The organism is Streptomyces roseolus (assembly GCF_014649855.1).
GTDB classification, from domain to species: Bacteria; Actinomycetota; Actinomycetes; order Streptomycetales; family Streptomycetaceae; genus Streptomyces; species Streptomyces roseolus.
In genome coordinates, this window is sequence record NZ_BMTV01000008.1 from 128078 (window position 1) to 149460 (window position 21383).

The following is a 21383-nucleotide window of genomic DNA, read 5'->3' on the forward strand; positions in this document are numbered from 1 at the left end:
CTACGGCACGACGTTCTGGTTGAGCCGGAACACGTTGTCCGGGTCGTAGCGGCGCTTCACCTCCCGCAGCCGCGCGTAGTTCTGCCGGTAGTTCACCCGGACCCGGTCCTGGTCGTCGGTGTCCATGAAGTTCACGTATCCGCCCGCCTCGGTGTGCGGGCGGAGCGCGGCGTCGTAGGCGCGGGTCCAGGCCACGTTCGCGGCCGTGCCGGACGGATCGGTCCAGGTGGCGCCGAAGGAGTGCGAGACGTCCGCGTCCCGGTAGGCGAAGGCGGTCTCCTCCGGGCCCGTCCGGTGGCAGGCCCCGTCGATCGGGAAGAGCGCGGTGTCCGACTCCATGGTCGGCATGGTCGCGCCGTACTCGGCGTGCGCGGCGGCGGCCCCGGCGGACAGGCCGCGGCTGAAGTTGCCCTTCCAGTAGTGGTGGAGGCCGGCGGGCAGCTGCTCGTCGAAGATCGTGTTGATCACCGGATACGGCATCCGCTCCATGAACCGGCCCACGACGGGGCCCAGCGCGTCGAGGAGCGCCAGGGTCCTGCCGTCCCCGGCGGGCGGGCCGCTGGAGCAGGTGAACGCGGCGCAGACGGGGCGTCCGTGCCAGCGCTCGGGCAGGAACGGCTCCTCCGGGCCGAGGGCCAGCACCATGATGATGTTCAGCTCCTCCGGCGCGGCCGTGACGGCCTCGTACCAGGCGCTGATCACCGCCGGGTCCAGCGGATAGCAGGTCAGCCCGCCGAACACCTCGGTCAGCGGGTGCAGCCGGTAGCGGAACTCGGTCACCACCCCGAAGTTCCCGCCGCCGCCGCGCAGCGCCCAGAACAGGTCGGGCCGGCGCTCGGCGTCGCAGGAGACGAAGGTGCCGTCGGCGGTGACGACCTCCGCGCCGGTGAGGTTGTCGCAGCTCAGGCCGTACCGGCGGGCCAGGTGGCCCATGCCGCCGCCGAGGGTGAGCCCGGCGACGCCGGTCGTGGAGATCACCCCGCCGGTGCCGGCGAGCCCGAAGGCGTGGGTGGCGTGGTCGAAGTCGCCCCAGGTGGCGCCGCCGCCGGCCCGGGCCGTCCGGGCCTCCGGGTCGACCCGCACCTCTCGCATCGGGGAGAGGTCCACCACCAGGCCGTCGTCGACCGTGCCGAAGCCGGCGACCGAGTGGGCGCCGCCGCGTACCGCGAGCGGGAGGCCGTGCTCCCGCGCGTGGCGGACCGCCGCGATCACGTCGCCGGCGTCCACGGCGTGGACGACGACGGCGGGACGGCGGTCGTGCAGGGCGTTGTAGACCCGCCGGGACTTCTCGTACGAGGGGTCGCCGGGGGTGACGACGGTGCCGCGCACGGCACCGCGGAGCGCGTCCAGGGTGTCCGTCGAAGTGGTCATGCTCCCGGTGTACGCGCCCGGGCCCGGCGGCCGCGTCGTCCGTACCGCCCATCTCCGCGGGCGGCGGGATGGGCCGTTCAGACCAGGCCGTGGGCGTAGGCGTAGGCGGTCGCGGCGGAGCGGGTGGAGACGCCCAGCTTGGCGAAGACGTTGTTGAGGTGCCGGGCGACCGTGTGCTCGCTGATCACCAGGGAGCGGGCGACGCCCTTGTTCGTGGCGCCGCCGGCGACAAGGCGCAGCACCTCGGCCTCCCGGGCGGTCAGCCCGCCCGGCAGCCGGCGCCGGGCGGCCGCCGAGAGCAGCGCGGCGGCCCGGCGGGCGTCGGGCGCGGCCCCGAGCCGCTCGAAGCCGTCCCGGGCGAAGGCGAGTTCGAGACGGGCGGCCTCCTCGTCCCCGGCGGCCCGGTCGGCCGCCGCGACCAGCATCCGGGTCTGCGCCGCCTCGTACGGCACCCGCAGCCGCAGCCAGCCGTCGAGGGCCCGCCGCAGGACCGGCAGCGCCGCCTCGGGGTCCTCGGCCAGGGCCACCGCGCCGGTCGCGGTGTCTGCGAGGGCGCGCAGCAGCGGCACGTCACCGGCGAGGGCGTCGAGCTCGGCCGCCGCGCCGGCCGCCTCCCGGGCGGCTCCGACGGCGAGGGCGACCTCGGTGGCGGCGGCGAGGAGCCGGGCCCGGGCCAGCGGGCCCCGGTGGGCGTCCTGGCAGGCGAGCGCGAGCCGCAGCCCGGCGGCCGCCGCGTCGGCGCGGCCCTGGGCGAGCCGCAGCAGGGCGAGCCCCGGCTGGGGGAGCAGGCCCAGCTCGTGGGCGTGGGCGTAGGAGCGGGCGGCCTCGTCGAGCCGGCCCTGGCGACGCTGCACGTCGCCGGCGGCGCGGTACGCGGCGGCCGCCGCCTCCAGGCAGTCCGGCGGCACCTCCCGGCAGGCCCGCCGGGCCTCCTCCTCGGCAGCCGTCCAGTCGCCGAGGAAGTCGAGGACCTCGACCCGGTGGGCCCGGCAGACCCCGCGGAAGGGGTTCTCGCCGTCGTCGGCGCCGGCGCACCACTCCATCGCGGTGCGGGTCCACTCCACGGCCCGTCCGAAGTCGGCCGCCTCCATGCACTGGGTGAGGGCCAGGCAGTACAGCCAGCCGGTGAAGAGTCCGCTCAGCTCGCCGGCCTCGGCCGCGCACATCGCCTCGTCGAGGAGCGCGAGCCCCTCGGCGCGGCGGCCCTGGGCGAGCAGGGCGGCGGAGGCGGCCTGCCGGCTGAGGGCGAGGAGGTCGGGGCTGCCGGAGCGTTCGGCGAGCACGGTCATGCGGGCGGTCGCGGCGAGCGCCGCGGCCCCGTCGCCGCGGGCGGTGGCCTCCTCGGCGTCGGCCCAGGCGAGGAAGGACTGTTCGGGGCAGGGCGGCAGCCCGTCCAGGTGGTGGCGGGCGCGGTGCAGCCATCCCGCGGCGACGGCGGGCCTGCCCAGGCCGGCGTACTCGTAGTGGAGCCACCAGGCGTCCATCCCGGCGCCCCGGTGGTCGCCGGCGGCGAGGTGGGCGGAGTGCGCGCGCAGCCGGGCGGCGACGGACTCGTCGAGGTGCCCGGACCACCAGGCGGCGTCGGAGAGCGCGTCGAGGTCCTCGGCGGTCAGCGCCTGGTCCGGGTGCCGGTCGCAGGCGTGCAGCAGCGCGTACGCCTCGGCCCAGGCCTCACGGGCGACGGCGTCCCGGGCCCGTCCGGCCCGGTCGACCACGGGTGCGGACACGTGCCTCACCCCTTCCGGTCCCTCCAGCGTAGGACGGGACGCGGGAAGGGGGCACCCGGTGGGTGCCCCCTTCCCGCGCGGTGCGTGCCGGGTCAGTCGATGGCGCCGCTCGCGCGGAGCATGTCCTCGCGCTCGACGATCTTCACGCGCTCGCGGCCCTGCGGCTCGCCCAGCGCCTTCTCGGCGGCGTCGAGGGCGTACCAGCCCTCCCACGTGGTGTAGGTGAGGCCCTTGCCCTCCAGGAAGGCGACGACCGCGTCGGTCTCCGGGCTGGCCGGGGTGAGGAGCCGGCCGGCGGAGAAGTCCTCCAGGAGGTTCGCGACGGTCTCGTTGGCGTCGCCCTTGGTGTGGCCGATGAGGCCGACCGGGCCGCGGCGGATCCAGCCGGTGACGTAGGTGGAGGCCATGTGCTCCTCGCCCTCCATCACGCGGCCGCCCTGGTCCGGGACGGTGCCGCTGACGGCGTCCCAGGGGAGCTTGGGCAGCTCGTCGGAGAGGTAGCCGACGGCGCGGTAGACGGCCTGGACGTCCCAGTCGGTGGTGACGCCGGTGCCCTTCACGTTGCCGGTGCCGTCGAGCTCGGTGCGCTCGGTGCGCAGGCCGACGACCTCGCCGTTCTCGCCGAGGATCTCGACGGGGGACTCGAAGAAGTGCAGGAAGAGCTTGTGCGGGCGGTCGCCGACGTCGCGGATCGCCCAGTTCTCCAGGGTCTTGGCGACCATGTCGGTCTGCTTGTTCTTGCGCCGCTCGGCGATCGAGCCCTCGTCGTAGTCGATGTCCTCGGGGTTGACGATGACCTCGATGTTCGGCGAGTGGTCCAGCTCGCGCAGCTCCATGGGGCTGAACTTGGCCTGGGCGGGGCCGCGGCGGCCGAAGACGTGGATCTCGACGGCCTTGTTGGCCTTCAGGCCCTCGTGGACGTTGGCCGGGATCTCGGTCGGCAGCAGCTCCTCGGCCGTCTTGGCGAGGATGCGGGCGACGTCGAGGGCCACGTTGCCGACGCCGAGGACGGCGACCTTCTCGGCGGAGAGGTCCCAGGTCCGCGGGACGTCCGGGTGGCCGTCGTACCAGGAGGCGAAGTCGGCGGCGCCGAAGGAGCCGTCCAGTTCCACGCCGGGGATCTTCAGCTCGCGGTCGAACATGGCGCCGGTGGAGAAGATCACGGCGTCGTAGAAGGAGCGCAGGTCGTCGAGGTGGACGTCGGTGCCGTAGTCGATGTTGCCGAAGAGGCGGACCTGCGGCTTGTCGAGGACCTGGTGGAGGGCGGTGATGATGCCCTTGATCCGCGGGTGGTCGGGGGCGACGCCGTAGCGGATGAGGCCGAAGGGGGCCGGCATCCGCTCGAAGATGTCGATGGACACGCCCGGCTCGGTGGCGGTGTCGGACTTCAGCAGCGCGTCGGCGGCGTAGATGCCGGCGGGGCCGGCGCCGACGATCGCGACCCGGAGGGGGCGGGGCATGACTGGTTCCCTTCGCATACGGGGTGCGGCGGAGCCGCCGACACTTAGGCCACCCTAATTAACGGCGAACGGGAAGTGGTACCCGACCCTGGTCTATGCCCTCATAAGGCAAGCTTATGACTTCTCAAAGGAGGGCTGGGGCGCTCAGTCGAGGAAGAAGAGGACGGCCATCACGACGGTCAGCAGCGTCAGGGCGGTGCCGCAGAAGAGCAGGACCACTCCGGTCAGGGTGTTCACCAGCTGTGTGAACGGGGGTGACAGCACGAGCACGTCCGCCGGGTCGTCCGGGGGGAAGGCCACCGGGACCGACGGCTCGGCCTGGCTGTGGACGAAGCCGCGCCAGGCGCCGGTCCCGTCCGGGTAGATGTAGCCGCCGCGGGTGGCCCGGACGGCGGTCGTCACGACACCGTAGGTGAGCAGCCACTTCTCCCGCCACGCGCGTACCGCCCCGGCGGCCCCGCACCAGAGCGCCAGCCAGCTCAGCCCGCCGAACGGGACCAGGATGATGGCCAGGTCCTTCTCGCCCAGCGCGGCGGCGGCCGCGATGAGGGCGACGAGCGCCAGCAGATAGGCCAGCACGGCCCGCAGGAGCCGGCGGTGGAACTTCTTGCGCCAGGTCGGGCGGAGCGAGCGGATCACCGCGAAGGGGGCGCCGTCGACGTCGTCGCTGTCCGTCCGGTTCGCGAGCAGCGCGTTGATCCCGTCGGCGAAGCGGACCGCCGCCTCCGGGTCCACGTCGTCGATCCGGTGGACGATCGGCGTCGTCCCGGCCTTCGACCGCAGCTCGATCAGGACCGTCCGCCCCTCGGCGCGTATCCGGCCGAGTCCGTCGGCGGTGAAGGTGACCTGCTCGGTCGGGAGGTCCAGGACCAGACCGCCGTCTTCGGCGAACAGGACGGTTCCGTCCCGGCCCCGGAGTCTCGGGAGGGAGGAGATGGGTGTCGACATGGGCATGATCGTAGGCCGGGGACGGCTCTGGGTCAGCCCCCCGAGGTGGCGAACACCGCCAGGACCGCCAGGGCGATCAGCAGGACGGCCACGGCGGCCGCGAGCGGCTTCCAGGGCGCGCCGCGGACACCGGTGGTCCCGGCGGGCTCCGGGGCGCCGGGGGCGCGGGTGGTGACCAGCGCGGCGCCGTCCGGGGCCGGGTCCGCGGGGAGCGCGGCCGTCACGGCCTCCCCGAAGGCGAGTGCGGCGGCCTCGTCGACCCCGGTGACGCGGTAGATCGTCGGCTCGTTCGCGCCCGAGGCCGTCAGGACGATCGCCAGCGACCGGCCCTCGGCGTGGACGAAGGAGATCGCCGCCAGCGGTATGTGGTGCTCCTTGTCCGGCCGGTGCAGGGTGACCGGCCCGCCCGCGAAGTGGAGAACCGATTCGCCACCGTGCAGGACCAGAGAAGGGGTGGCCGTCATCGTCCGCGTTCCTCCGCCGCCGTCGGTCGGTCCCGGGGCGCCTCCGGGCGGCAGGGCGACGCTCCCGCGCCGATCGTAGGGGCACCGGCCCGCCCCGCACCACGCCCGCGTCCCGGGGGCCGCCCGATCGGGCCGCCCCGCGCGCTCCCTTCGCGCGCCCCCAGTGCACGCCGGAGCGAAAACCGAGGGTTTCGCGAACAATTTCACGATGCCCCGGGACGACAGTTCGACAATCCGCCGGATTTACGGGACTTCAGCGATTCCACGGCCGACCCGACGGCCGCGAATCGAATCATCCGCTCGAACATCCCGCCCCCGGTGGCGTGCGGGAACGCCCCGAACTCCGTTGGTGCGCCCACGATTCTACGGAGCACGGACCACCCTGGAGTGGGGAAGCGGGAAATGGATTCAGAAAGGCATACGTTGGTGAAGGAAGACACCAGAGGAGAACGACCACGGGGGAAGTCGGAGCGAGCGCGGCGCGGAGCCGGAATTGCGCGGGAGCGGCGCGGAGGGAATCCCCTCCGCCCGGGCCCGGCGGCAGCCGGCTCCGCCGCTCCGTCGTCCCCTCGGCCGCTCGTTCGCACAGGGACACCGCACGGTGGCCCGGCCGGCGCACCCCGCCGGCCCGGCGCCGCCGGGGAGGAGGGCCGGTCATGGCACTGCAGATCGGTGCGTACGTCGTGGAGATCCGCACCGGGAGGGTCGCGAGGGTGATGGGCCACGAGGGCCCCTACGTCCAGATCCGCCCGCTCGGCGGCGGACGCGAGTGGGACGTGGCCCCCGAGGAGGTCCGCGAGGCCACCTCCGCGGAGCGCCTCAGCGCCGCCACCGCCCACGCCAACGCCCGCAGCCGCGGCGAGGTGCCCTGAAGCGGCGAGGCCCCCTGAGGACGGGCGGCCCGCGCCGCCGCCCGCGTACGGGAGAATGGGGTCCATGAGCCTGTTCCGTGACGACGGCGTCGTGCTGCGCACCCAGAAGCTGGGCGAGGCGGATCGCATCATCACGATCCTCACGCGCGGCCACGGGCGGGTGCGGGCCGTCGCGCGCGGGGTGCGGCGGACCAAGTCGAAGTTCGGGGCACGGCTCGAACCCTTCTCCCACGTGGACGTGCAGTTCTTCGCCCGGGGCAGCGAGCTCGTCGGCCGCGGCCTGCCGCTCTGCACCCAGAGCGAGACCATCGCCGCGTACGGCGGCGGCATCGTCACCGACTACGCCCGCTACACCGCCGGCACCGCCATGCTGGAGACGGCGGAGCGCTTCACCGACCACGAGGGCGAGCCGGCCGTCCAGCAGTACCTCCTGCTCGTCGGCGGACTGCGGACTCTCGCCCGCGGCGAGCACGCCCCCCACCTCGTCCTCGACGCCTTCCTCCTCCGCTCCCTCGCCGTCAACGGCTACGCGCCCAGCTTCTCGGACTGCGCGAAGTGCGGACTCGACGGCCCCCACCGCTTCTTCTCGGTCGCCGCGGGCGGCGTCATATGCGGCGACTGCCGGGTGCCCGGAAGCGTCGTACCCTCGGCGGAGGCCATCGGCCTGCTCAGCGCCCTGCTCACCGGCGACTGGGCGACGGCGGACGCGTGCGAGCCGCGTCACGTCAGGGAGGGCAGCGGACTCGTGTCCGCCTATCTGCACTGGCACCTGGAGCGCGGCCTGCGCTCCCTGCGGTACGTAGAGAAAAGCTAGGAGAGACCACGTCATGGCCATCGCACGACTCCTCGGGCGCCAGCGTCGGGAGTACAGGACCCCCGAGCCGCACCCGTCCGGCGCCCGCCCGCCGAAGCTCCAGGCCGAGCTCGTGCCGGAGCACGTCGCGATCGTCATGGACGGCAACGGCCGCTGGGCCAAGGAGCGCGGGCTGCCCCGCACCGAGGGACACAAGGTCGGCGCCGAGCAGGTGATCGACGTGCTCCAGGGCGCGATCGAGATGGGCGTCGGCGCGATCTCGCTCTACGCCTTCTCCACGGAGAACTGGAAGCGCTCCCCCGAGGAGGTGCGCTTCCTGATGAACTTCAACCGCGACTTCATCCGCAAGACCCGCGACCAGCTCGACGAGCTCGGCATCCGGGTCCGCTGGGTGGGCCGCATGCCCAAGCTGTGGAAGTCGGTCGCCAAGGAGCTCCAGGTCGCCCAGGAGCAGACCAAGGACAACACGAAGCTCACGCTCTACTTCTGCATGAACTACGGCGGGCGCGCCGAGCTCACGGACGCGGCGCAGGCGCTCGCCGAGGACGTGAAGGCCGGCCGCCTCGACCCGGCGAAGATCACCGAGAAGACGATCCAGAAGTACCTGTACTACCCGGACATGCCGGACGTCGACCTCTTCCTGCGGCCCAGCGGCGAGCAGCGCACCTCCAACTACCTGATCTGGCAGAGCGCGTACGCCGAGATGGTCTTCCAGGACGTCCTGTGGCCCGACTTCGACCGCCGCGACCTGTGGCGCGCCTGCGTCGAGTACGCCCAGCGCGACCGCCGCTTCGGCGGCGTCGACCCGGCGGACCTCGCCGTCCTCGACAAGGCCTGAGGCCGGGGGAGGGGCCGCCGCGGGTGACGCCACGATCCGGCGCGTGAACGGGACCACGGACGACCCCACGCTCCACGACCGGATCGAGCTCACCTGCCTCCCCGTCCTCGCCGACGTGCGCGAGGCGGTGGGCGTCACCCTGGACGCCGCCCGCTGGTGGCGGGTGCTGCGCCGGGCCGCGTACGGCTCCGCCGCCCTGGCCTTCCTCGCCGCCGCCCTGGAGCTGCTGCTCCCGGGCGAGCCGGACCCGGGGACGGTGGCCCGGACGGCGGGGCTCGGCGCCGCCGCCGTCGCCGTGGCCCGGCTGATGGGCCCGGTCGTGGCACGGGCGGTCTTCCTCGCCGTCCGCGCGCAGGGCGAGGCCCGGGCCGTCGTCGACGCCGAGGGCGGCCGGTGGACCGCCCGGGACGTCGAGCAGCTCATCCGCTGGCCGATGCTGCCGCGGTACGTGGAGACCGACCGGCTCTTCGTGCTGCTCACGCCCCGGAGGACCGGCTCCGGCTTCGCCTACCTGCCCAAGCACGGCCTCGCCGGCCCCGCCGACGCCGAGCGGCTCCGCGCCCTGCTCGACCGGCACGGCGCCCGCGTCTGACGGCGCGCGAGGGCCCGCACCGGACGCCGTCCGGTGCGGGCCCTCGCGCGGGCCGGCCATCGGCTCACTTCGCCGCGCACTCCGCGCAGGTGCCGAAGATCTCGACGGTGTGCGCCACGTTCACGAAGCCGTGCTCCGCCGCGACCGTCTCCGCCCACTGCTCCACCATCGGGCCCTCGACCTCGACGGCCTTGCCGCAGGCGCGGCAGACGAGGTGGTGGTGGTGGTCGTCGGACGAGCAGCGGCGGTAGACCGTCTCCCCGTCGCTGGTGCGCAGCGCGTCCACCTCGCCCGCGTCCGCCAGGGACTGGAGGGTGCGGTAGACGGTCGTCAGGCCGACGGAGTCGCCGCGGTGCTTGAGCATGTCGTGCAGCTCCTGGGCGCTGCGGAACTCGTCCACCTCGCTCAGCGCGGCCGACACGGCGGCGCGCTGCCTGGTCGAGCGGCCGCGTACGGGGGGTCCTGCCGTCGCCACGGGGCCTCCTTGATGTATCCGTTGCCCCCGTCATTCTGCCAGTCCCCCCTGGGCCGGGTCAGACCCTGACGTCGTCGGCCGGTCGCCGGGTGTCCGGCACGCAGCGGGCGTCGCACTCCGCCGACGCCCGTTCGGCGGTCCGGGCCCGCCGCCGGGCGAGCGGTGTCGCCAGGACGGCCAGGGCGATGAAGACGCCGATCGCGAGGAGCACGATCGTCGCGCCCGGCGGTACGTCCTGGTAGTACGAGGTGATCGTGCCGGACAGGGTGACGCCGGTGCCGATGAGGACGGCGAGCACGAAGGTGGCCTTGAAGGACCGGGTCAGCTGCTGGGCCGCCGCGACCGGGACCACCATGAGCGCGCTGACCAGGAGCAGGCCGACGACCCGCATCGCGACGGTCACGGTGACGGCGGCGGTGATCGCGACCAGCAGGTTGAGCAGCCGCACCGGCAGGCCGGTGACGCGGGCGAACTCCTCGTCCTGGCTGACGGCGAAGAGCTGCCGGCGCAGGCCGACGGTGACGAGGACGACGAAGGCGGCGAGCAGCGCGATCGCGGTGACGTCCTCCGACGAGACCGTGGAGAGCGAGCCGAAGAGGTACGAGGTCAGGTTGGCGTTGGAGCCGGTCGTCGAGAGGCTGGTCAGCATGACGCCGCCAGCCATGCCGCCGTAGAACAGCAGCGCGAGCGCCAGGTCGCCGCGGGTCTTGCCGTACGCCCGGATCAGCTCCATCACGACCGAGCCCGCGATGGCGACGAGGGTCGCCGTCCACACCGGGCTGGAGTTGAGCAGGAAGCCGAGGCCCACGCCGGTCATCGCCACGTGACCGATGCCGTCGCCCATCAGCGCCTGGCGGCGCTGGACGAGGTAGATGCCGACGGCGGGGGCGGTGATGCCGACGAGGACGGCCGCGAGGAGCGCCCGCTGCATGAAGGCAGGTTCGAGGAAGTCCATGGTCAGCTCAGCAGTCCCGTGCGGAGCGGCTCGTCGGCCGCGTGGGGGTGGACGTGGTCGTGGCCGGGCAGCGCGTGCTGGCCGACGGCCTTCGGGGGCGGGCCGTCGTGGACGACGCAGCCGTCGCGCAGGACGACGGCCCGGTCGATCAGCGGCTCCAGGGGGCCCAGTTCGTGCAGGACGAGGAGGACCGAGGTGCCGCCGGCGACCTGTTCGCGCAGGGTGGCGGCGAGGATCTCCTGGCTGCCGAGGTCCACGCCGGCCATCGGCTCGTCCATGATCAGGAGGTCGGGTTCGGAGGCGAGCGCGCGGGCGATGAGGACCCGCTGGTGCTGGCCGCCGGAGAGGGCGGTGACGGCGTCCTTGGCACGGTCGGCGAGGCCGACCAGCTCCATGGCCCGCTGCACGGCGGCCCTGTCGGCCCGGGTCGCCCAGCCGAACCTGCGGCGGGCGAGCCGGCCCGAGGCGACGACCTCGCGGACGGTGGCGGGGACGCCGCTCGCGGCGGTGGTGCGCTGGGGGACGTAGCCGATGCGGGCCCAGTCGCGGAACCGCTTCCGGTCGGTGCCGAACAGCTCGATGGAGCCGCCGGTCAGCGGCACCTGGCCGATGACCGCGCGGACGGCGGTGGACTTGCCGGAGCCGTTGGCGCCGAGCAGGGCGACGACCTCGCCGCGGCCGACGGTGAGGTCGACGCCCCGCAGCACGGGGCGGGCACCGAGCGCGGCGGTGGCTCCGCGGACGGAGATGACGGGGTCGTCGTTCACGGGTGTCTCCTACTTGGCGCCGAGCGCGGTCTTCAGGGCGGCGAGGTTGGCCTGCATGACCTCGATGTAGTCATCGCCCCGGGACCCGTCCGTGATTCCCTCCAGCGGGTCGAGGACGTCGGTCTTCAGACCGGTGTCCTGTGCCAGGGTCTTCGCGGTCCTGTCGCTCGCGAGGGTCTCGAAGAAGACGGTGGTGACCTTGTCGGCCTTCGCGATGTCCTGGAGCTCCTTGATGCGGGCGGGGCTCGGCTCCGACTCGGGGTCGACGCCGGAGATGCCCTCCTGGTCCAGGTGGTAGCGCTCGGCGAGGTAGCCGAAGGCGGAGTGGGTGGTGATGAAGGTGCGGGTCGTGGTGTCCTTCAGGCCCGTCTCGAACGCGGTGTTCAGGTCGCCGAGCTTCTTCACCAGGGCGGCGGTGTTCGCCTTGTAGTCGGCGGCGTGGTCCGGGTCGGCCTTCTCGAAGGCGGCGCCGACGCCCTTGGCGACCTCGGCGTACTTCACGGGGTCGAGCCAGACGTGCGGGTCGGCGCCGGCCTCGGAGCCGTGGTCGTGGCCCTCGTGGGACTCCTCCTCGGCGTGCTCCTCGCCTTCGTGGGCGTGGTCGTGGCCTTCGCCGGCGCCGGTGCCGTGGGCTTCGAGGGTGGTGAGGGTCGAGGCGTCGACAGTGGTCTTCACGCCGGCCTGGGCGATGGCCTCGTCGACGGCGGGCTGGATGCCCTTGAGGTAGAGGAGGACGTCGGCCTCGCCGAGCTCGCCGATCTGCTTCGGCTTGAGCTCCAGGTCGTGGGGTTCGACGCCGGGCTTGGTGAGCGTGGTGACGGCCACGTGGCCGCCGCCTATCTGCTCGGCCAGGTACTGCATGGGGTAGAAGGACGCGACGACGTCCAGCTTGCCGGCGCTCCCCTTGTCCGCCGCGTCGGAGGTCCCGCCGCAGGCGGTGAGGGTGACGAGGCCGAGGGTGACGGCTCCGGCGACGGCGGTGGTGGGTATCAGACGGCGTACGTTCATGACACTCATTTTCAACAAAATTGGAAACGGTTGTCAATTGCCCGGGGCGGCTCCGGGCTGTGGTCCCGGCCACCCCGGAGCCACCGGCCTACCGATTTGATACGGGGCCCATGGGCGCCGGTAACCTGTGGCATTCGCACTTCGTCGTCGTAATGAAGAGAGCACCGTGGCCGCCGACAAGATCGACACCATCGTCAGCCTGAGCAAGCGCCGTGGCTTCGTTTTCCCCTGCAGTGAGATCTACGGCGGTCAGCGCGCCGCCTGGGACTACGGGCACCTGGGCGTCGAGCTCAAGGAGAACATCAAGCGCCAGTGGTGGCGTTACATGGTCACCTCGCGCGAGGACGTCGTCGGCATCGACTCGTCGGTCATCCTGGCGACCGAGGTCTGGGAGGCCTCCGGTCACGTCGCGACCTTCACCGACCCGCTGACCGAGTGCACCTCCTGCCACAAGCGCTTCCGCGCCGACCACCTGGAGGAGGCGTACGAGGAGAAGCACGGCCGCCTCCCCGAGAACGGCCTCGCCGACCTCAACTGCCCCAACTGCGGCAACAAGGGCACCTTCACCGAGCCGAAGAACTTCTCGGGCCTGCTCTCCACCCACCTCGGCCCGACCCAGGACTCCGGCTCCGTCGCCTACCTGCGTCCCGAGACCGCCCAGGGCATCTTCACCAACTTCGCCCAGGTGCAGACGACCGCGCGCAAGAAGCCCCCGTTCGGCATCGCGCAGATGGGCAAGTCCTTCCGGAACGAGATCACTCCGGGCAACTTCATCTTCCGGACCCGCGAGTTCGAGCAGATGGAGATGGAGTTCTTCGTCAAGCCGGGCGAGGACGAGCAGTGGCAGGAGTACTGGATGCAGCAGCGCTGGAACTGGTACACCGGCCTCGGCCTGCGCGAGGAGAACATGCGCTGGTACGAGCACCCGCAGGAGAAGCTCTCCCACTACTCGAAGCGCACCGCCGACATCGAGTACCGCTTCTCCTTCGGCGGCAGCGAGTGGGGCGAGCTGGAGGGCGTCGCCAACCGCACCGACTACGACCTGACCGCCCACTCCAAGGCGTCCGGCGCCAACCTGACGTACCTGGACCAGGAGTCCGGCGAGCGCTACACGCCGTACGTCATCGAGCCCGCCGCCGGTGTCGGCCGCACCATGCTCGCCTTCCTCCTCGACGCGTACACCGAGGACGAGGCCCCCAACGCCAAGGGCGTCATGGAGAAGCGCGTCGTCATGCGCCTCGACCACCGCCTGGCCCCGGTCAAGGCCGCCGTCCTGCCGCTCTCCCGCAACGCGCAGCTCTCCCCGAAGGCCAAGGGCCTCGCGGCGGACCTGCGGCAGAACTGGAACATCGACTTCGACGACGCCGGCGCCATCGGCCGCCGCTACCGCCGCCAGGACGAGATCGGCACCCCGTACTGCATCACCGTCGACTTCGACACCCTCGAGGACAACGCGGTGACCGTGCGCGAGCGCGACACCATGAAGCAGGAGCGCGTCTCCCTCGACCAGATCCAGGGCTACCTCGCCACCCGCCTCATCGGCTGCTGACCCGGCCGTACGCCTGCGGGAAGCCCCCGGTCCGATCCCGGACCGGGGGCTTCCCGCGTCACGGGACGGAAAACCGGGTGCACCGGTGCCGACCGCCCCGCTACCGTGCGGGCATGCACGCACACCTCCCGATCTACGAGTGAGAGCGGCGCCGCTCCGGCGGACCGACGACCACCGCACACCTCACCGAAGGGGAGCACCCCATGGCCAAGGGCCGTAACAACCTCCTCGGCGTCGGCGGACAGCGCAAGAAGCTGTCCCGCGCCGAACAGAACGGCGCCCGGCAGGGCCGCGCCGCCGACCGCCGCTCCGCGGAGGAGAAGAAGCAGGACCTTCTCCGGAAGATGCGCGAGCGCAACCAGGACGGCGCCGCCGAGTAGTCACCCGCACCGGAGGGCCCGGGCCGCACACCAGCGGTCCGGGCCCTCCGTCGTGTCCGCTCAGGCCGTCGCCCTCGGCAGACGGAGGGCGTACAGGCCGGTGAGGAGGGCCAGGGCCAGCTGGACGAGGAGGGTCGCCGCCAGGGCCGTGCCCATCGGGGCCGTCGCCGCCAGCGTCAGGAAGAGCGAGCCCAGCGTCGCCACGCCCAGCGCGAGCGCCGCCTGCTGGGTCGTCACCATCACCCCGCTGCCCACGCCCGCCCGGTCCGCCGGCACCTCGGCGAGGACCACTCGGAAGAGGACCGGCAGCTGGAGCCCCTGGCCGAGGCCCGCCACCGCCATGCCCGGCGCCAGCGTCCACGGGGTGACGTCCGGCCAGGAGGACCAGGCCGTCCACGCCATCGCGCCGAGGCCGGCCGCCTGGAGCAGGGCGCCCGCCGGGACGACCCGGGTGCCCCAGCGGGCCACCAGGCGCGGGCCCGCGAGCGAGGCGGCGAAGAAGGCGAGCGCCATCGGCGCGAGGGCCGCGCCCGAGGCGACCGGTCCGAGTTCCAGGCCCTGCTGGAGGGCGATCGCGATCACCAGGATGAAGCCGCCGAAGCCGCCCGACAGGGGCAGGACGAGCACGAGGCCCCGGCGGAGCGGGATCAGGCGGAGGAGGGACGGCGGGACCAGCGGGGTGCCGCCCCGGAGCTCCGTGCGCCGCTCCGTGCGCCAGAACGCCGCCGCGAGCAGCGGGAACGCGGCGAGCGCGCCCCACGTCCACAGCGGCCACCCCGCCGCCCTGCCCTCCGTCAGCGGGGCGAGCAGCGACACCAGGGCCAGGGCCAGGAGGACCGTGCCCCGCACGTCCAGGGGCGCCGGGGCCGCCGCCCGGGTCTCCGGGACCGTGCGGAGCGCCAGCGGCAGGACGAGCAGCACCGCCGGCACGTTCACCAGGAAGACCGCCCGCCAGCCGAGCCCCGCCAGGTCCGCGGCGACCAGCAGGCCGCCCAGGATCTGACCGGTGACGAACGCGAGCCCGGTGGTCGCCCCGTACAGCCCGATCGCCCGCGCCCGGCGGGCGCCCGTCGTCGAGGAGTGAAGGGTCGCGAGCACCTGCGGCAGCAGCAGCGCCGCGGTGGCACCCTGTGCCACCCGGGCCGCGACCAGGGCCCAGGCGCTCGGAGCGAGGCCGCAGAGCAGGGACGTCACGCCGAAGGCCACCAGGCCCGCGAGGAAGAGCCGGCGCCGGCCGAAGAGGTCGCCGAGCCGGCCGCCGAGCACCAGCAGCACGGCGTACGCGAGGCCGTATCCGGCCACGACCAGTTCGAGGAGCGACTCGTCCGCGCCGAGGTCGCCGCCGATCGACGGCAGGGCGACGTTGACGATGAAGAAGTCGACCAGGGGCAGCGCGGCCCCCAGCAGGACGGTGAAGAGGCCCAGGGAGCCGAGGGCCGACGCCGGGGCGCCCGGGACGGGGGGAGAGGGACGGGTGGGGGAGCGGTGGGTCGTCGTGGTCACGTCTCCGACCTTCGGCGTCCCGCCTGCCTGGTACCAGAGTCTTCTTGTCCTGGTACCAGAACTGCCTGGCACCGGACTCCGCGGACGGGCACGCTGGGATCATGAGCATCGTCGTGACGACCGGGCCGGAGGCCCGGCGGCGGGAACTCGCCGCCTTCCTGCGCAGCCGGCGCGAGCGCGTCGCCCCCGAACAGGTCGGCCTGGTCCGGGGCCGCCGGCGCCGCACCCCCGGCCTGCGCCGCGAGGAGGTCGCCCAGCTCTCCGCCGTCGGCGTGACCTGGTACACGTGGATCGAGCAGGCCCGTGACATCCAGGTCTCCCCGCAGGTCCTCGACGCCCTCGCCGGGGCCCTCCTCCTCGACCCGACCGAGCGCGCCCACCTCTTCGCCCTCGCCGGACAGCCCGACCCCCGGCCCGGCCTGCCCAGTCCGGCCGTCACGCCCGCCGTGCGGGCGATGCTCGACCAGCTGGAGCCCGTGCCCGCCGCCGTCCAGAACAGCCGCTTCGACATCCTCGCCCACAACCGCGTCTTCGGGCGGCTCTTCCGCGACCTCGACGCGCTGCCGCCGGAGGACCGCAACACGCTCTGGCTCGCCTGCACCGACCCCGAGTTCCGGGCCGCCGTCACCGACCCCGACCTGATCGCCCGCCTCGCGGGCAAGCTGCGCGCCCGGATGGCCGGCTGCCTGGCCGAACCCGCCTGGAAGCGGCTGGTCCAGCGGCTCGAAGCGGCCTCGCCCGAGTTCCGCGAGGTCTGGGCCCGGCACGACGTCGTCTCCTCCGGGAGCATGGCCAAGGTCGTCCGGAACGCGCTCGTCGGGCCACTGAGCTTCGAGCACACCAACCTCTGGCTCCAGCCCGGCCCCGGACCCGTCCTCGTCACGTACGTGCCGCTGGACGAGGAGACCCGGGCCGGCTGCGCCCGGCTCCTGGGGCTGGTGACCGGGGAACGGGACGCCCGGGCCGCCGCCTGAGGCGTACGGGGAGCGGTGGCGCGGACGCGGGGCCCCGGGCTCGGCCGGGGCGGTGACGCGGACGAGGCGGTGGCGCGGACGCGGGGCCCCCGGGCCCGGGCGCGGGCGGGGCGGGGGCGTACGCCCGACGGCCGCTCCCCGCGGTACGGGACAATGGGGCCATGACCGCGTTCTCCCCCCTCTCCATCGGCCCGCACCTCGTGCAGCCCCCGGTGGTGCTCGCCCCCATGGCCGGCATCACCAACGCCCCCTTCCGCACCCTCTGCCGCGAGTTCTCCGGTGGCAAGGGCCTCTTCGTGAGCGAGATGATCACGACACGGGCGCTGGTGGAGCGCAACGAGAAGACGATGCAGCTCATCCGCTTCGACGAGACCGAGAAGCCGCGCTCGATCCAGCTGTACGGGGTGGACCCGGTCACCGTCGGCAAGGCGGTGCGGATGATCGTCGACGAGGACCTCGCCGACCACATCGACCTGAACTTCGGCTGCCCGGTGCCCAAGGTGACCCGCAAGGGCGGTGGCTCGGCGCTGCCGTACAAGCGGCCGCTGCTGCGCGCGATCCTCCACGAGGCCGTGACGAACGCCGGCGACCTGCCGGTCACGATGAAGATGCGCAAGGGCATCGACGACGACCACATCACCTATCTCGACGCGGGCCGGATCGCGGTCGAGGAGGGCGTGACGGCGATCGCCCTGCACGGGCGGACGGCGGCGCAGCACTACGGCGGCACGGCCGACTGGGACGCGATCGCGCGGCTCAAGGAGCACGTGCCGGAGATCCCGGTGCTCGGCAACGGCGACATCTGGTCGGCGGACGACGCGGTGCGGATGATGCGCGAGACCGGCTGCGACGGCGTCGTCGTGGGACGCGGCTGCCTGGGCCGCCCCTGGCTCTTCGCGGACCTGGTGGCCGGTCTGGAGGGCACCGGGGGGTACCGGACGCCGGGGCTCCGGGAGGTCGCGGAGGTGATGGTGCGCCACGCGACGCTGCTCGGGGAGTGGATCGGCGACGAGTCGCGCGGTGTCATCGACTTCCGCAAGCACGTGGCCTGGTACCTGAAGGGGTTCTCGGTCGGTTCGGAGATGCGGAAGCGGCTCGCGATCACCTCGTCCCTGGAGGAGCTGAGCGCTCAGTTGAGCGAGCTGGACCTGGACCAGCCGTGGCCGGCCGGGGCGGACGGCCCCCGGGGCCGTACGTCCGGAAACAACCGGGTCGTCCTGCCGGACGGCTGGTTGAAGGACCCGTACGACTGCGCCGGCGTGAGTGAGGACGCGGAGCTGGACACGTCCGGGGGCTGAGATTTCCGAGCGACCGGGCGAGTGATCCTCGCCACCCTTGAGGGGGGTGGTGCTCAGATGAGCAGCTTGCCGAGGGTTGTACGCCTTGAAGGGGTGGCACTGGGTGCCACCCCTTTTGTGTTCAAGAGTTGAACGCAAATGCGCAGGGAAGTCGCTCATCTGAGCGTGTTGTCCCTGGATTGGGTCAAGCGGGCTTCGGGGCGTGAATGCGGAAGCTTCGCATCGGTAACTTTCGAAGTGGGGGCGGACGGGTGGTTACGGCCGTGTGACCGGTAGGCGTACCTCCCCAGAAGCCTTCGATCTGGGTATGTTCCTCGCCGTCAGGGCAGCCAACCGAGTCGTCGAGGAGTCGGGACCCGTGTCGGAAAACAATGATCAGAAGTTCGTGTACGACTTCACCGAGGGCAACAGGGACCTGAAGGACCTGCTCGGTGGCAAGGGGGCCAACCTCGCCGAGATGACCAACCTCGGCCTCCCGGTCCCCCCCGGCTTCACGATCACCACCGAGGCGTGCAAGGTCTACCTCGAGTCCGGCTCGGAGCCCGTCGCCCTGCGCGACGAGGTCACGGCCCACCTCGACGCCCTCGAGCAGAAGATGGGCAAGAAGCTCGGCCAGGCCGACGACCCGCTGCTCGTCTCGGTCCGCTCGGGCGCCAAGTTCTCCATGCCGGGCATGATGGACACGGTCCTCAACATCGGCCTCTCCGACGAGTCCGTCACCGGCCTCGCCCGCCAGGCCGACAACGAGCGCTTCGCCTGGGACTCGTACCGCCGCCTCATCCAGATGTTCGGCAAGACCGTCCTCGGCGTCGACGGCGAGCTCTTCGAGGACGCCCTCGACGAGGCCAAGGCCGAGAAGAAGGTCGCCAGCGACACCGACCTGGACGCCGCCGACCTCAAGAAGGTCGTCGAGCGGTTCAAGGAGATCGTGAAGGCCGAGACCGGCCGCGACTTCCCGCAGGACCCGCGCGAGCAGATGGACCTCGCCATCGAGGCCGTCTTCAACTCGTGGAACACCGACCGCGCGAAGCTGTACCGCCGCCAGGAGCGCATCCCCGGCGACCTCGGCACCGCCGTCAACGTCTGCTCCATGGTCTTCGGCAACCTCGGCCCGGACTCCGGCACCGGCGTCGCCTTCACCCGCGACCCCGCCTCCGGCCACCAGGGCGTCTACGGCGACTACCTGCAGAACGCGCAGGGCGAGGACGTCGTCGCCGGCATCCGCAACACCGTGCCGCTCGCGGAGCTCGAGTCGATCGACAAGAAGTCGTACGACCAGCTCATGCAGATCATGGAGACGCTGGAGACCCACTACAAGGATCTCTGCGACATCGAGTTCACCATCGAGCGCGGCCAGCTCTGGATGCTCCAGACCCGCGTCGGCAAGCGCACCGCCGGTGCCGCCTTCCGCATCGCGACCCAGCTGGTGGACCAGGGCCTCATCGACGAGGCCGAGGCGCTCCAGCGCGTCACCGGCGCCCAGCTCGCCCAGCTGATGTTCCCGAAGTTCGACGAGAACGCCAAGGTCGAGCAGATCGGCCGCGGCATCGCCGCCTCCCCGGGCGCGGCCGTCGGCAAGGCCGTCTTCGACTCGTACACGGCCGTCAAGTGGTCCCGGTCCGGCGAGAAGGTCATCCTGATCCGCCGCGAGACCAACCCGGACGACCTGGACGGCATGATCGCCGCCGAGGGCATCCTGACCTCGCGCGGCGGCAAGACCTCGCACGCCGCCGTCGTCGCCCGCGGCATGGGCAAGACCTGTGTCTGCGGCGCCGAGGAGCTGGAGGTCGACACCAAGCGCCGCCGCATGACCACCGCCTCCGGCGCGGTCATCGAGGAGGGCGACGTCGTCTCCATCGACGGCTCCACCGGCAAGGTGTACCTCGGCGAGGTGCCCGTCGTGCCGTCCCCGGTCGTCGAGTACTTCGAGGGCCGCATGCACGCCGGCGCCGACGACGCCGACGAGCTGGTCCAGGCCGTCCACCGGATCATGGCCTACGCCGACCGCGTCCGCCGGCTGCGGGTCCGCGCCAACGCCGACAACGCCGAGGACGCCTCCCGCGCCCGCCGCTTCGGTGCCCAGGGCATCGGCCTGTGCCGCACCGAGCACATGTTCCTCGGCGAGCGCCGCCAGTACGTCGAGCGCCTGATCCTCGCCGACACCGACGCCGAGCGCGACGAGGCCCTCAAGGCCCTGCTGCCGCTCCAGAAGGCCGACTTCGTCGAGCTCTTCGAGGCGATGGACGGGCTGCCGGTCACGGTCCGCCTGCTCGACCCGCCGCTCCACGAGTTCCTGCCCGACATCACCGAGCTGTCGGTGCGCGTCGCCCTCGCCGAGTCCCGCAAGGAGCCGCACGAGAACGACCTGCGCCTGCTCCAGGCCGTGCACCGGCTGCACGAGCAGAACCCGATGCTGGGTCTGCGCGGCGTCCGCCTCGGCCTGGTCATCCCCGGCCTGTTCACCATGCAGGTCCGGGCGATCGCCGAGGCCGCGGCCCAGCGGATCGACGCCAAGGGCGACCCGCGCGTCGAGATCATGATCCCGCTCGTCGGCACCGTCCAGGAGCTGGAGATCGTCCGCGAGGACGCCGAGCAGGTCATCGCCGAGGTCCAGGCGGAGACCGGCGTGGAGCTGAGGCTGGCGCTCGGCACCATGATCGAGCTGCCCCGCGCGGCCGTCACCGCCGGCCAGATCGCCGAGGCCGCCGAGTTCTTCTCCTTCGGCACCAACGACCTCACCCAGACGGTCTGGGGCTTCTCCCGCGACGACGTGGAGGCCAGCTTCTTCACGGCCTACCTGGAGAAGGGCATCTTCGGCGTCAGCCCCTTCGAGACCATCGACAAGGACGGCGTCGGCGCGCTGGTCCGCTCCGCGGTCCAGGCCGGCCGGGCCACCCGCCCCGACATCAAGCTCGGCGTCTGCGGCGAGCACGGCGGCGACCCGGAGTCGGTGCACTTCTTCCACGAGGTCGGCCTCGACTACGTCTCCTGCTCGCCGTTCCGGATCCCGGTGGCGCGCCTGGAGGCCGGCCGCGCGGCGGCCGAGGCGAAGGGCAGCGACAGCCGCTGACCCCGCGAGGGGCCTGCCGGGCCCCCCGAGCCCCCGGGACCGCCGTCGGCCATCCCTTCCGAACCCTCACCGGCGGACGGCGGTCCCGGAACCGAAAAAGACGGGACGGACACCTTGTGCGGAGGTGTCCGTCCCGTCGTTTTCACGTCAATTTCATGCGTAATTACGTCCGCATTGAATTATTGGAAATTGAACGTCTGTGTTTGCGGGCGTTTCGGTCGCGGCCCCCGGATCCCCACCCGGGGGCCGCTCCCTTTTCACTGTGTCGGGCAGGTGAGCCGCAACCCTCGCCGACCGCCGCCGGACGGGCAAAGCCCC

The 21383-nt window shown here is 72.7% G+C and carries 19 protein-coding genes; 9 read left to right on the plus strand and 10 right to left on the minus strand.

The window, feature by feature from the left end:
* The 5 genes from IE245_RS11890 to IE245_RS11910 form a co-directional block, all read right to left on the minus strand.
* Window positions 1-1371, minus strand: coding sequence for an FAD-binding oxidoreductase (locus tag IE245_RS11890; RefSeq protein ID WP_189946773.1), 1371 nt, complete (start codon window positions 1369-1371; stop codon window positions 1-3).
* Between the two features lie 77 nt (window positions 1372-1448).
* Entirely contained in the window at window positions 1449-3098 is a 1650-nt protein-coding gene (locus IE245_RS11895) for a helix-turn-helix domain-containing protein (RefSeq protein ID WP_229851227.1), read from the minus strand.
* A 92-nt stretch (window positions 3099-3190) separates the two neighbouring features.
* The gene (locus IE245_RS11900) at window positions 3191-4558 is read right to left on the minus strand and encodes an FAD-dependent oxidoreductase (RefSeq protein ID WP_189946774.1); all 1368 of its coding nucleotides are present in this window, start codon (window positions 4556-4558) and stop codon (window positions 3191-3193) included.
* A 144-nt stretch (window positions 4559-4702) separates the two neighbouring features.
* Window positions 4703-5506 carry a hypothetical protein gene (locus IE245_RS11905; RefSeq protein WP_189946775.1) on the minus strand — a complete coding sequence of 268 codons (804 nt, stop codon included), beginning with the start codon at window positions 5504-5506 and terminating at the stop codon, window positions 4703-4705.
* A gap of 32 nt (window positions 5507-5538) precedes the next feature.
* Window positions 5539-5970, minus strand: a complete 432-nt coding sequence (locus IE245_RS11910; protein WP_189946776.1) for a hypothetical protein — start codon at window positions 5968-5970, stop codon at window positions 5539-5541.
* 656 nt (window positions 5971-6626) lie between these two features.
* Between IE245_RS11910 and IE245_RS11915 the strand changes: the two genes are divergently transcribed.
* From IE245_RS11915 to IE245_RS11930, 4 genes are all read left to right on the plus strand, one after another.
* Window positions 6627-6842 (plus strand): hypothetical protein, encoded by a 216-nt coding sequence (locus IE245_RS11915; protein WP_169084979.1) that lies wholly within the window; start codon window positions 6627-6629, stop codon window positions 6840-6842.
* A gap of 64 nt (window positions 6843-6906) precedes the next feature.
* Window positions 6907-7656 carry a DNA repair protein RecO gene (recO, locus tag IE245_RS11920; RefSeq protein WP_189946777.1) on the plus strand — a complete coding sequence of 250 codons (750 nt, stop codon included), beginning with the start codon at window positions 6907-6909 and terminating at the stop codon, window positions 7654-7656.
* 13 nt (window positions 7657-7669) lie between these two features.
* Window positions 7670-8494, plus strand: coding sequence for an isoprenyl transferase (locus IE245_RS11925; protein WP_189946778.1), 825 nt, complete (start codon window positions 7670-7672; stop codon window positions 8492-8494).
* 43 nt (window positions 8495-8537) lie between these two features.
* A complete protein-coding gene (locus IE245_RS11930) occupies window positions 8538-9086 on the plus strand; it encodes a YcxB family protein (protein WP_189946779.1) in 549 nt (182 codons plus the stop codon).
* A gap of 64 nt (window positions 9087-9150) precedes the next feature.
* Here IE245_RS11930 and IE245_RS11935 read toward each other — a convergent pair whose 3' ends face one another.
* From IE245_RS11935 to IE245_RS11950, 4 genes are read right to left on the minus strand one after another with little or no spacing between them, the layout of a single operon-like run.
* Window positions 9151-9561, minus strand: coding sequence for a Fur family transcriptional regulator (locus IE245_RS11935; protein WP_189946780.1), 411 nt, complete (start codon window positions 9559-9561; stop codon window positions 9151-9153).
* A 58-nt stretch (window positions 9562-9619) separates the two neighbouring features.
* Window positions 9620-10516, minus strand: coding sequence for a metal ABC transporter permease (locus tag IE245_RS11940; RefSeq protein WP_189946781.1), 897 nt, complete (start codon window positions 10514-10516; stop codon window positions 9620-9622).
* A gap of 2 nt (window positions 10517-10518) precedes the next feature.
* Window positions 10519-11283, minus strand: a complete 765-nt coding sequence (locus tag IE245_RS11945; RefSeq protein ID WP_189946782.1) for a metal ABC transporter ATP-binding protein — start codon at window positions 11281-11283, stop codon at window positions 10519-10521.
* A 9-nt stretch (window positions 11284-11292) separates the two neighbouring features.
* Window positions 11293-12291, minus strand: a complete 999-nt coding sequence (locus tag IE245_RS11950; protein ID WP_189946783.1) for a metal ABC transporter substrate-binding protein — start codon at window positions 12289-12291, stop codon at window positions 11293-11295.
* Between the two features lie 166 nt (window positions 12292-12457).
* Here IE245_RS11950 and IE245_RS11955 point away from each other — a divergent pair, with 166 nt between their 5' ends.
* Both IE245_RS11955 and IE245_RS11960 read left to right on the plus strand, forming a co-directional pair.
* Window positions 12458-13840 (plus strand): glycine--tRNA ligase, encoded by a 1383-nt coding sequence (locus tag IE245_RS11955; RefSeq protein ID WP_189946784.1) that lies wholly within the window; start codon window positions 12458-12460, stop codon window positions 13838-13840.
* A gap of 203 nt (window positions 13841-14043) precedes the next feature.
* Window positions 14044-14220 carry a DUF6243 family protein gene (locus tag IE245_RS11960; RefSeq protein ID WP_189946785.1) on the plus strand — a complete coding sequence of 59 codons (177 nt, stop codon included), beginning with the start codon at window positions 14044-14046 and terminating at the stop codon, window positions 14218-14220.
* A 60-nt stretch (window positions 14221-14280) separates the two neighbouring features.
* Here IE245_RS11960 and IE245_RS11965 read toward each other — a convergent pair whose 3' ends face one another.
* Complete coding sequence (locus IE245_RS11965; RefSeq protein WP_373305311.1) at window positions 14281-15723, minus strand: MFS transporter; 1443 nt, start codon at window positions 15721-15723, stop codon at window positions 14281-14283.
* Between the two features lie 101 nt (window positions 15724-15824).
* On the opposite strand from IE245_RS11965, the gene IE245_RS11970 reads away from it, so the two are divergent.
* From IE245_RS11970 to ppdK, 3 genes are all read left to right on the plus strand, one after another.
* On the plus strand, window positions 15825-16697 hold the full coding sequence (locus tag IE245_RS11970; RefSeq protein ID WP_189946787.1) for an MmyB family transcriptional regulator: 873 nt from the start codon (window positions 15825-15827) through the stop codon (window positions 16695-16697).
* Between the two features lie 161 nt (window positions 16698-16858).
* Entirely contained in the window at window positions 16859-17995 is a 1137-nt protein-coding gene (dusB, locus tag IE245_RS11975; RefSeq protein WP_189946788.1) for a tRNA dihydrouridine synthase DusB, read from the plus strand.
* Window positions 17996-18353: 358 nt separating this feature from the next.
* Window positions 18354-21065, plus strand: coding sequence for a pyruvate, phosphate dikinase (ppdK, locus tag IE245_RS11980; RefSeq protein WP_189946789.1), 2712 nt, complete (start codon window positions 18354-18356; stop codon window positions 21063-21065).
* Window positions 21066-21383 lie beyond the last annotated feature (318 nt).